At 41.5% G+C, this 12,266-nt stretch carries 5 protein-coding genes; 3 read left to right on the forward strand and 2 right to left on the reverse strand.

Going from position 1 to position 12,266, the window contains the following annotated elements:
- Positions 1-91: 91 nt before the first annotated feature.
- Together ACLOAU_RS15780 and ACLOAU_RS15785 are read right to left on the reverse strand one after the other, a co-directional pair.
- The gene (locus ACLOAU_RS15780) at positions 92-2,308 is read right to left on the reverse strand and encodes an alpha-glucuronidase family glycosyl hydrolase (RefSeq protein WP_427862860.1); all 2,217 of its coding nucleotides are present in this window, start codon (positions 2,306-2,308) and stop codon (positions 92-94) included.
- Between the two features lie 6 nt (positions 2,309-2,314).
- The gene (locus ACLOAU_RS15785; RefSeq protein ID WP_427862861.1) at positions 2,315-3,370 is read right to left on the reverse strand and encodes a LacI family DNA-binding transcriptional regulator; all 1,056 of its coding nucleotides are present in this window, start codon (positions 3,368-3,370) and stop codon (positions 2,315-2,317) included.
- An 878-nt stretch (positions 3,371-4,248) separates the two neighbouring features.
- Between ACLOAU_RS15785 and ACLOAU_RS15790 the strand changes: the two genes are divergently transcribed.
- From ACLOAU_RS15790 to ACLOAU_RS15800, 3 genes are read left to right on the forward strand one after another with little or no spacing between them, the layout of a single operon-like run.
- Positions 4,249-7,398, forward strand: coding sequence for a SusC/RagA family TonB-linked outer membrane protein (locus ACLOAU_RS15790; RefSeq protein WP_427862862.1), 3,150 nt, complete (start codon positions 4,249-4,251; stop codon positions 7,396-7,398).
- Positions 7,399-7,410: 12 nt separating this feature from the next.
- Complete coding sequence (locus ACLOAU_RS15795; protein WP_427862863.1) at positions 7,411-9,306, forward strand: RagB/SusD family nutrient uptake outer membrane protein; 1,896 nt, start codon at positions 7,411-7,413, stop codon at positions 9,304-9,306.
- Positions 9,307-9,314: 8 nt separating this feature from the next.
- A complete protein-coding gene (locus ACLOAU_RS15800; protein WP_427862864.1) occupies positions 9,315-12,182 on the forward strand; it encodes a SusC/RagA family TonB-linked outer membrane protein in 2,868 nt (955 codons plus the stop codon).
- The last annotated feature ends 84 nt before the right edge of the window (positions 12,183-12,266 follow it).

Genomic DNA, 12,266 nt, shown 5'->3' on the forward strand with positions numbered 1-12,266 from the left:
CTTTTACTTTTTCCGGGAGTGAAATGTACAGGCCGTATAAGTTTGTAGTTTTTGAATGATTTAATGCAGTTTAGCTGTTATTTTTTTTTGATTACAGATTTCCTCCTATGCCCGGGGCAAAAGGAAATTTTAGTGATTGGTAATAACTAAGATCCTTATCAGGCTTTTCAAAACCCGGAGGGAAAGGCATTTGAGAAAAAGTCTGGAAGTAGAGCAGGCACGAATTGCGCCACCAGATAGCCTCTTGTTCCTGTATTCCCAATAACATCTTTACATGCTGATGTCGTTCCCGGTCTACCTGCTTGTCCAATGCGTTCCATGTATGCTGCATCCATCTAACCGTGTCTACGCCCGAATTATAGCGGTAACATAGCTCATCCCATAGTGTTCTTCCAGTATTGATTTTTTGGTTCCAGGGAACGTGGTGGAACCATAACAGATACTTGTAATCACAGGCATTTATATTGCCCCACTGTTGTTGTACTTCCGGCGCGTATTGTGCCAGCGCATTACTTCCGCTTTCCGTTCGGTTAAAGCCAATGCCTACTGAATCAGCTTTATGATAGTAAACGGGGTTCCAGTCTGCCCTGCCCGCATTGCTCACCCAGGGTCCCGGTCCGTAATGATGGCTGGTTGCCATAATATGGTTAAGGCCAAGCGGCGTCATATAATTGACGACAGCTGCTCTTGAGGCCAACATGATCTTCTTAACCGGTTTGATAAAGTGGTTGTTGTTATTAAATGTGCGCCTGATCCATTCGTCTGCAATTGCTTCAGCAGGTAAATCATAGTTCCAGGCCAACCTTCCGAAAGCATACCAATTCGCTTGTCCGAAAAGATGTCCTGTCCAGTTCCTGTCATTGCCGATATTGGCCACACCTGCAATGCCGCTGATGGCATGTTCGTCAAGAGTTCCGTCGATAACTTTTGCAACTGTCGATCCCTTACCATTTGAATACGTATCCGAATCAAGGCATTCTTTAAACATGGGAGCCAGGTAGGCAAGGGTAGTGGACTGGCCTAAATACTCCTGCGTAATTTGAAATTCCATCATCAGGGGCGTTTTGGGCATCGCCCCAAATAAAGGTGAAAAAGGTTCTCTTGGCTGAAAGTCGATTGGCCCGTTTTTTACCTGTACCAGCACATTCTTTTTAAATTGGCCGTCAAGCGGTTTAAATTCATTATAGGCCTGTTTAAACCGGTCGTTCGATGCTATTGTTTGTGTATGAGCGCCAACAGATCCTTCTGTAAAATGCTCCTCTTCTTTTTGCACGCGAACATCATATACGAAGGCGCGCCACATTACAATTCCTCCGTATGGTTGAAGTGCGTCTGCAAACATATTGGCGCCATCAGCATGGGTTTTGCCATAACCCTGTGGCCCGGGCTGGCCCTCAGAATTGGCTTTCACCAGGAAGCCACCGAAGTCGGGGATTATACTGTAAATTTCCCTGCATTTATTCTTCCACCACCTGATTACATCATCGTTCAAAGGATCGGCGGTTTTTAAGCCCCCTATTTCAATAGGAGCGCTGAATTTAGCGGTCAGGTACACCTTAATCCCATACGGTCTGAATACATCTGCAAGGGCTTTTACTTTTACAAGATACGCTGGGGTCAGTACTTGTGAATTAGCGTTGACGTTGGTCAGCACAGTGCCATTAATACCAATAGACGCATTGGCCCGGGCATAGTCAATATAGCGCTGGTCGATATAGCCGGGTAAAGTATGCCAGTTCCATATCGAGATACCTGCATAACCTCTCTCTACGCTCCGGTTGAGGTTGTCCCAATGATTGAGAACCCGGTTTTTAATTTTTGGAACGTTGATAATAGATAATTTACCGATTGGCTGATGTGTTTGAATGAGTTGAATGAAAGCAAACACCCCGTATAACACTCCTATATCTTTGTTAGCCGCAATGATGATGGTATTAATATTATTAATCTTGTGGCTCTTTATGATAAAGCCTTCGTTTCCCAGCTTCAAATCACCTGATAGGAGAAGTTTCCTTATTTCATTGGAATTCTCAGGCGTTCCGAGCAATATGGCATTATTTGCAGGAATATTTAAGCCTGGAATTTTCTTTTGCAGCATGATCTCCAGCGCCAGCCGGAGCTCATCTTCAGCTATTTTTAACGTCGCCGATTGACCTTTAGCTACGATGCCGGAAATAGCCTCGTTATATTGCTTTAGCAGTACAGGCTCGTTCAATTTTTGATACCCCAGCCATAGCTTATAGCCATCATCGCCTTTTACCAGGATACATGAAAAAAGAATAAGAAAAGTAAAGATGCTTTTTCTCATAAATATTTATACAGCTATGGAAGATTTGGCTTTTTGTTCTGTCTTTTGCGAGGACTGGCGTACCACCAGTTTGGAACTGATGATAACGGTGTTAATCTGGTTGATATTGCTGATACCTTTTAAATGATTAATGATAGCCCTGGCAGCAACTTCGCCCATTTCAATACCCGGGTAATTAATGGTGGTGAGGGTGGGGGCAATTAAATGAGCGATAGCGTCATTGTTAAATCCTACCACGGCAATGTCTTTAGGTACCCGGATCTTGTGTTCTGTAAGCGTTTTCATAAAAGCAGCAGCAACAAAATCATTGGTGATGAAAGCTCCGTCTGGCAGCGGTTTTGTTTTAATGAGTTGCTTTGCAGAGAGAATACCCGCATTTTCGCTCAGGTCGTTGATGATCACAAGTCTTTCATCCAATTCAAGGTTATGGTCGAATAGTGCATCTTTATAGCCACGATACCTGTCTGCATATACATTCCTGGTAAGACTGGACGTTACGTGGGCAATTCTTTTACAACCCTGGTCGATAAGATGTTTGGTGGCCTCGTAGCCACATTTATAATTATCAATGACCACCACAGTATAATCGTTATTTCTTTCAACCCTGTCAAAGAAGATGATCGGTATGCCCCTGTCGCTAAACTGCCTGAAATGATCAAGATTTCGTGTTTCAAATGCAAGGGATGCTATAAGGCCATCTACCCGTTTATGGAAAAGATTTCTGGCGTTGGCAACTTCCTTATCTAAACGCTCTGAAGAATGGGCAATGATAAGGTCGTATCCTTCCCTCGCTGTAACTCTTTCCACCCCGGCCAGCACCGCATTTATAAAGTTGCTGTTAAGCTCATGAATCATGAAACCGATTGTTTTGGTTTCTTTGGTACGGAGGCTCCGGGCGAAAAGATTGGTTTGATAGCCCAGCTCATTGGCCAGTTCAACAATTCTTTTTCTTGTCTTTTTATGTACAGCCGGATCGTCTTTTAATGCACGGCTAACGGTTGCTACAGAAACATTCAGTTCTTTGGCAAGGTCATACATGGTAATGTCTTTACCCTTATGCATATGGCAATAAATATGTGATTTTGGTAAAGATATTGAAAAAATAATTGCAATCGGTTGCCTTAATTATTTTTATATCCTACTTTAGATGTGTAATAGTGCCTGACGAATGTATTGCATGTTCGCAACTTGTGCCTTCTTTTCTTTCAAACCATTATTAAACCTGTATTTTTTATGTATTTGAGCGGCTCTTTTATTAATTGTATAATTAAACACATGATCTGTTTTAGGACTATTATTCGTGATGGAATAATGGTTTGGTAGTGATCTTTCGATCATTTATAGCTAATATAGCACAATCGATTTTACTTTTATTTCGTTAGTTTATGATTGATCCCATGCTTACTAACAAAAAACTGCTCAAGGTCGAACAATATTAATTAGAACAAGGCAGTTTAATTGCTTTCAATACAATCGTTTTTATGAATTATTTAAAAAATATGAGAGTAGATATTATTTAAATAGCTGTAAATCAATAACTAAAGTTTTTTGTATGATCGTTTTTGTTTTTGAAATGTATTTTTTTAAAAAAATAAATACAATCGATTGTATTTATTGTTAAAATACTCTATCTTAGCTGTATAATTGTTTTAATGACATTTATAGGTAACGGTTGTTTTAGCTAGATATGGCTGCTTGTTAATGGGGCATATTATTGCCATTTATTACTATCGTTTACTAAAAAATAATTGTGTCGCTTCAATAAGGAGGTTATTAAGTTAGGTTTCGGCTTCGGCCTCATTTATAATTCTTAATATTTAAACCATGCTTGCTTACAAAACTTTAAATGCTGCGGTGCTGTGGGAAGTTTTTTCTCCGGTCTAATTGTGTTATCAAAGTATTGCCATTGATAAAACGAATGTTTCAAACATAAATATGATATGAAAAAATACAGTTCTAGCTGGTCTAAAATCAAAGATGATTTAGCCTCTGTTTATTTCCAGAAAAAAATTCTTATAACTGCTTTTGTGATGTTATTAAATGCTGTGTTTGCGATTGCACAAACCGGCATAAAAGTTACCGGTAGAGTTCTTGATCAGAAAGGAGAACCTATGATTGGGGCAAGTATTACACAAGAGGGAGGCAGCATATCCACTTCGAGCGACAAGAATGGTTTTTTTACACTTAATGTCAAAAATACCGAGTCTGACTTAATTGTCACTTCCGTGGGTTATACAACAAAAAAAATCTCTATTAAAAATACTCAAACAAATATTCAGGTCAGGCTGGAATTAAATGACCCTCAGGCCTTGGAGGATATTGTGGTTGTTGGATATGGTAAGCAAAAAAAGGAAAGCGTTTTGGGTGCCGTTTCTCAAATTACGAGCGAAGTTTTGGAACGTGCCGGAGGTGTTACCAATTTAGGCATGGCGCTTACCGGTACATTGCCTGGGCTGGTAACCACGGCGTCTTCAGGTATGCCTGGTCAAGAATCTCCCCAAATAGTAATACGTGGGCAGACCTCCTGGAATAGCAGCGCTCCTTTAGTATTAATAGACGGGATAGAGCGCGATATGAATGCCATTGATATTGCTTCAGTTGAAAGTATCAGTGTTTTAAAAGACGCTTCCGCTACAGCTGTATTTGGCGTAAAAGGCGCAAATGGAGTTATATTAATTACTACCAAACAGGGCAAGGCGGGAAAAGCGAATATTCGTATCCGGTCGAACATGACCATGAAGGTTGCCTCTAAATTGCCTGAGAAATATGATTCTTATGATGCTTTGCTTATAAGAAATCAGGTTATAACAAATGAGCTACTCTATAACCCCAACGCATGGGGTGGATACAAACCTTTGGAAATAATTGATAAATATAGAAACCCTCTATCTACAGAAGAATGGGATAAATATCCGAATGTAGACTGGGTAAAAGAACTATTTAAGAGTCACGCAATGGCCTACAATACCAGTGCAAATGTTTCAGGGGGCACCAATTTTGTCACCTACTTCGCCGGTGTTGATTTTGTAACAGAAGGTGATTTGTTTAAGGTAGTCGCTAATAACAGGGGATATCAGGCAGGTTATGGCTATAATCGTATCAATGCGCGCAGTAACCTGGATTTCAATCTGACAAAAACTACCAAATTTACTACTCGTTTGTTCGGCTCTAATGGAGCACGTAAGTTTCCTAGAACAGCTTCCGATCCGTGGCGGTCAGCTTATCGCACATCACCAGATGCTATGCGACCTATATACTCTAACGGGATTTGGGGCTACTATGATCCGCGCAATTTCGACGTTCCCAATACCGTATATGAATTGTCTACTTCGGGTACCAGTAAAACAACTTCCAACCAGCTCACTACCGATTTTGTGCTGCAGCAGGATTTGAAAATGCTTACAAACGGTCTTTCTTTGAGGCTTAACTATTCCGTAGATAATACTTTCCAGGAAACCAACAGAGGGGTAGATGATGCGAACAACTCTGCTCAGCGTATTTGGTATAATCCAGATACTGACACTTTTGAAGTTATACTCCAAACTAAGCCTATAGACGGGTGGGAACTACCTTTGAATAAAGTGACCTGGGCACTTAATGAAGGAAGTGTTAACTCGGGTGCTACTTACAGGCGTTTGAACTATGCGGCTCAACTTAACTATGCGCGCAAGTTTGGCAAACATGATGTAACCGGTACCGGTGTTTTCATGAGGGAAAGGTTTGTTACCGGTAGCGCGTGGAATACGTTTAGGGAAGACTGGGTTTTCCGTGCCACCTACGGGTACGATAACCGATATCTGTTAGATGCTAACGGTGCTTACAATGGTTCAGAAAAGTTCGGGCCTGGTTACCGTTTCGACTTTTTTCCTTCGGTTGCGCTCGGCTGGAATATTAGCAACGAAAAATTTATGAAGAGCGCCACGTTTATCAACTTCCTGAAGCTTCGAGCTTCATGGGGTTTGATTGGTGACGACAGGGCCGGAGACAGATGGCTTTATCAAAGTATAATTAACTCAGGAGGTAATGCATTAATGGGTACTCCTCCCGCTAATACGCCCTATTCTTTCTTCTCGTATGGCAGGTTTGGTAATCCGGATATCGCGTGGGAAAATGCTGAAAAAAGAAACATCGGACTGGAATATAGTCTTTGGAACAGAAAAATATCCGGTAGCGTGGATTTTTTCAACGAAGACAGAACTGACATCATTAACACTACACCACTTGTGCCTTCGTATTTCGGAGCTTCTCTGCCTCCGCTCAATTGGGGTAGGGTAAAATCCAGCGGGTATGAAGTTGAACTGAGGTTTAATCACAGCTTTGTAAACGGAATTAAGATATGGGCCAATACCAACTATACTCATGCAATGAACAAAGTTATTGTTCGTAATGATACGGAGTTAGAACCAACGTATCAAAAGGATGCCGGCTATCCGATTGGTCAGGTAAGGTCGCATTTAGATTACGGTTATTTAAGAAGCTGGGATGATATCTATGGAAGCACTGCGAAACTCAGCCCTTCTACGCAGAACAAATTGCCCGGAGACTTTAATATTATAGATTATAATGCTGATGGTATTATTGATGATAACGATGTTGTTCCTTATGGTTATACAGGTACTCCTCAAAACACTTATAACGCAACGGTAGGTGCCGAATGGAAAGGGCTTAGCTTCTTTGTACAGTTTTATGGTGTTAACAACGTTACCCGATATGTGGAGTTCCCTTCCTTACATAACGCCTCTAATATAGTTTATGTAGAAGGAGACTACTGGAGTAAGAATACGGGAACGGGTACACCACTGCCTCGCTGGTCAGTTCTGGGCTCGACAGGGGGAAATGGTACACGTTACCAGTACGACGGTTCTTACATACGCTTGAAGAATGCTGAGCTGGGATATACCTTTAGCGGAAGCGTTGTAAATAAAATGGGGATGAAATCTTGCAAGCTATTCTTAAACGGAAACAATTTACTCTTATGGACGAAAATGCCAGACGATAGGGAATCAAACTTTGCCACCGGTGGCAACTCAAGCGACGGAGCTTATCCTACTATGAGGCGTTTTAACCTTGGTATTGATATAAATTTTTAAAAGTACTGGAATATGAAAAAAGAATTCAGAAAAATAATAGTACCATTTTTGATATTTACGGGGCTCGTTTGGGGACTAACCTCTTGCGAAAAGTACCTCGACCGTCCGGGACCGGCAGTGATACCCGAAGAGGAAATGTTTAAAAATTTCCGGAATTTTCAGGGCTTTGTTGAGGAACTCTACAACTGTATCCCTAACATGTCGAGCCATGACTACCACAATAGCTGGAACTACGGAGAAGATGAATACTGGGAGTATGGAATAACTTACCCTTTTGCTTTTAAAATCGACCAGGGCGATTATTGGGCATGGACTTACGAAGGTACGGGATGGTTTTTACCAGATAGAAGCGGTGCAGGAAGCCAAAACCGTAACGATAAGAAAAAATTATGGGGCCACTCCTGGTATGGAATCCGTAAAATTAATTCAGGGTTAGTTAACCTCGACAAACTGATGGGGGCTACGGCCGAAGAGAAAAATTTATTAGCCGGACAGCTCTACTTTTTCAGGGGATGGTTTCATTTCATGTTAATGCAGTACTGGGGAGGGTTGCCATATATTTCTACCGAGTTACCCATCAATGAACCTCCAAGATTGCCACGTCTGAGCTACCAGGCTACAGCAGATAGCGTAGCCAAGGACTTTGAAAGAGCAGCTGCTCTACTACCGGTAAACTGGGACGAAACTACAGTAGGTAAGCAAACATTAGGCAACAATAACATCCGTATTAACAAAGTAATGGCGCTAGCCTATCTGGGTAAAAACCTGCTTTGGGCCGGTAGCCCTTTAATGAATAGGGAATCTGGTGGTGCTGCTACCTATAATGCAGACTACTGCAAACGAGCCTCAGACGCTTTTGCTCAGGCTTTGCAGATTGTTGAATCTACTGGACGCTACAAACTGGCAGAATTTTCTCAATACAGGGAATTATTTTACACCTGGAGGCAAAGCAGCAAAGTGCCGGGTTTGCAGGAGGCCATCTTTTATGAGAACCTTACTGCTAACAACGTAGGCTCTTTCCGCTGGAATCAGGTAAACGACTACAGACCCAATGCTATCAATAATTCAGGTGTAAAAGTATATCCTACCGCAAATTACGTCAGCTATTATGGTATGGCTAACGGAATGCCAATCAAAGATCCCGCAGCAGCCGACCCTGAGTCTGGTTATGACCCTACACATCCCTGGAGAAATAGAGATCCCCGGTTTTACAACGATATTATTTATGATGGAGTACAGTGTGTTAAAAATGCTTCTGCTGTGAATAACAATTTGAAACGCCAGTACGCCAGCCTATACACCGGTGGTTATTACAGAACAGATAGCAAACCCAAGGAAGCAATAACCGGCTTTTTGAACAAAAAATTTACCGATCAGTACATGAATGATTATGATGGTTATAAAGATGATAATTCGTTAGTCTTGAGTTTTATGCGCCTGGCTGATGTGTATTTGATGTATGCTGAAGCTACAGCCAACGGGTATGGTAGTCCTCAAAGCAGTGCTACAGGTTACAATCTATCTGCAGTAGACGCAGTAAATAAAATACGTCTAAGAGCTGGAGTGGGAGAAGTAAATGCCAGATTTTTAGGTTCTACTGCTGAGTTCATGAGCGAGCTGAGGCGTGAACGAGCCGTGGAATTGGCTTTTGAAGGACACCGGTTTGTAGATCTCAGGAGATGGTTGTTACTTACCCAACGCCCTTATACATATAAAAAGGGTGTTGAATTTGACCGGGTAACATCTGAGAACCAGATTTATGCCGATCCTAAAAATGCGGAGGTGAGGAATTACCGGGAGACGGTAATTATTGAAAGACAATTACAGGACAGACACTACTGGTTTCCGTTTACGAGAGATGATGTGAATCAGTATGAAGATTTTAAACAAAATCCAGGTTGGAATTAAAAAAAGAAATGATGAAAAATAACATAAAAGTGTATTGTCTTTTTTTCACGGCTTGGCTGACGGGGGCATCAAATGCAAACGCACAAGATTTTGAAATACTCGACAGTACAAAATTGCTGCAGGAAGACAGTCTTGTTAATGTAGCCTTTGGAAAAGTAGCTCAAAGAGATTTGTTGGGTGGTGTAACTTCCGTAAGTATTTCTAAGTTGTTGGAAAAAAACTATGGAACCTATAGTTTGGATAACCTGCAAAGTTTCGTTGGCGGTTATACAGGCAGCGTTTGGGGCCAAAATGCCTTGGTAATTATAGACGGTGTGCCTCGCCGGGCGCAGGATGTGAGGATGGTAGAAGTAGAGTCTGTATCTGTGCTTAAAGGAGCAAGTGCGGTGGCATTATACGGAAGTAACGCTGCTAAAGGCGTAATATTGATTACCACCAAGCGCGGCGAGCAAAGGCCTTTAACAATTGATGTACGGGCCAATACCGGTATTAACGTACCTAAAAGATATGCTGAGTATCTGAATGCAGGCGAGTATATGACTTTGTATAATGAAGCTTCAAAAAATGATGGTGTTACACAAATATATTCTCCCGAACAGATCTATAATACGGCGTCAGGATCTAATCCGTATAGGTATCCCGATTTGAAGTTTTTCACTTCTGATTACCTGAAAAAGGCATTTTCAAGATCGGATATTACCACCGAAATTCATGGAGGTAATGAGCGCACCCGCTATTATAGTAACATTGGTCTTTCTCATAACAGCAGCATTTTGAAATACGGCGATGCCAAGAACAATAATGATGTGGTGTTGAATATAAGGGGTAATGTAGATATGAAATTGACCAAATGGCTTTCCGCATATACAAATGCTATAGCAGGCCTAAGCAACAACTATACTGCACGAGGCGATTTTTGGGGTGCAGCAGCATCAATGTGGCCCAACCGAATGTCACCTCTCATTCCCATAGATCAGTTAGATCCAACTAATCCTGATCTTCAGACGGCAGTACAAAACAGTAAACATATTATTGACGGAAAGTACCTTTTGGGAGGTATTTCTACCAATACGACCAATGCTTTTTCTGATATGCTTCGAGCAGGTTATATTAAGTACAGAAATAGAACGTTTATGTTTGATGTGGGTACAAAAGCCGATCTGGGCTCGTTACTTCAGGGGTTGAGCTTTCAGGCTAGTTATAATATGGATTATACTTATATGTATAACGAAGCTTACCGGATCGATTACGCCACCTTTGCACCCACATGGTCTGATATTGACGGTCAACCTGCGATGATTACCGGACTCAGCCAATTTGGATTGGACGGAAATCAGACAAACGAGTATATCGGCGAAAATACGTACACATCAACTATGTCTGCGAGAGGCCAGTTTGACTATCAACGTTCCTTCACCGGTGGACACAACGTTACCGGTAAGTTACTTGCCTGGGGGTATCAGGCACGTGTGGCCAGAGACGAAGGGCATGAGGGCAGTGTGTATCATCCGACCAGGAATACAAACTTAGGGTTTCAGGCAGCCTATAATTTCAGGCAGAAATACTATTTCGACTTTTCCGCCGCAGCAGTTCATTCTGCCAAGCTTCCTCCTGGTAAAAGAGACGCTATTTCTCCAACAGTTACGTTAGGGTGGCGCGTGAGTGATGAAAAATTCTTTAAAAATGATGTGGTGACGAATCTGAAGCTTTTTGCATCCTACGGTTCTTTGAAACAAGATATCGATATTAGCGATTATTATTTGTATCAGGGCTATTTTAATCCAAAAGGTTGGTATGGGGATTGGCCGGTGGGTGCAGGAACCTGGCGTACCATTATAAGCCGGGGTAGTAATTTCGATCTTACCTATGTTGAAAGAAATGAGTTCAGGGCTGGTTTTGAAGCTTCACTTTTTGATAACGTCGTAAATTTGGAAGCCAACTATTTCCGGCAAAATACCAACGGTCTGCTGAGTCAAACCTCTTCTTTATACCCTTCCTACTTTTCCGGTGGTAACAGTTTCTCCCTACTTCCCTGGGTAAATTACAATAATGAACAGCGTAAAGGGCTTGATTTTTCGGTGAACATGAATAAAAAGTTCGGAGAGGTGAGCACTTCTTTAGGGTTGGCTGGTATGTTTTTTAGTTCAGAAGTATTGAAAAGAGACGAGGTATATAATAACGATTATTTGTATCGCGCAGGGAGACCACTGGATGCCTCTTTTGCCCTGATTGCGGAAGGGATTTTCCAGAATCAGGAAGAGATAGACAATCATGCAAGACAAACTTTCAGCGCCTACAAGCCAGGAGATATCAAGTATAAAGATGTAAATGGTGATGGCATAGTAGACAACAACGACCAGGTACAATTAGGTAAAGCTGGTTGGGGTGCAACTCCTTTTACTTTTGGCGTAAACTTTACGGTCAACTGGAAGAGATTTACATTGTTTGCCTTGGGATCAGGTAATACAGGTGCCATTGCTTATAAAAGCGGCAGTTATTTTTGGGTAAACGGTGCGACCAAATATTCAGATGTTGTATTAGGCAGAACAGTTATTGACAAAAACGCAAATGGTAGTTGGGAAGTCGTAAAGCAAGGCTCATATCCTGCGCTTACTACAACGGGGAACAGCAATAATTTTAGAAATTCAACTTATTGGATGTACAAGACAGATCGCTTCAATCTATCCCGTGTTCAGCTCACTTACGATTTTGATGAAAGATTGTTTAAAAACTCGTCCTTTCTGCATGCTTTGAAAATATACGTTCAGGGTGATAACCTCTTGGTTTTGGCCAGGGAGCGTGCCTTAATGGAAACCAATTTTGGCAGTGCGCCACAATATAGGTTCTATAACCTGGGAGTTAAGGCTACGTTTTAATATGTGAATTAAATGGAGATACTGTAAAATGAGCCTTTTCTTTTCCTGGTGAAATGAATCGCGCGAATTTTAAAACAATAAAAA

The sequence above is a fragment of the Paraniabella aurantiaca genome (assembly GCF_050309965.1).
Taxonomy (GTDB): Bacteria; Bacteroidota; Bacteroidia; order Chitinophagales; family Chitinophagaceae; genus Niabella.

Excerpts from the sequence above, each read along its gene's own strand:
- ACLOAU_RS15780 (WP_427862860.1), bottom strand. The coding sequence starts at position 2,308 with ATGAGAAAAAGCATCTTTACTTTTCTTATTCTTTTTTCATGTATCCTG.
- ACLOAU_RS15790 (WP_427862862.1), top strand. The coding sequence starts at position 4,249 with ATGAAAAAATACAGTTCTAGCTGGTCTAAAATCAAAGATGATTTAGCC.
- ACLOAU_RS15800 (WP_427862864.1), top strand. The coding sequence starts at position 9,315 with ATGATGAAAAATAACATAAAAGTGTATTGTCTTTTTTTCACGGCTTGG.
- ACLOAU_RS15785 (WP_427862861.1), bottom strand. The coding sequence starts at position 3,370 with ATGCATAAGGGTAAAGACATTACCATGTATGACCTTGCCAAAGAACTG.
- ACLOAU_RS15795 (WP_427862863.1), top strand. The coding sequence starts at position 7,411 with ATGAAAAAAGAATTCAGAAAAATAATAGTACCATTTTTGATATTTACG.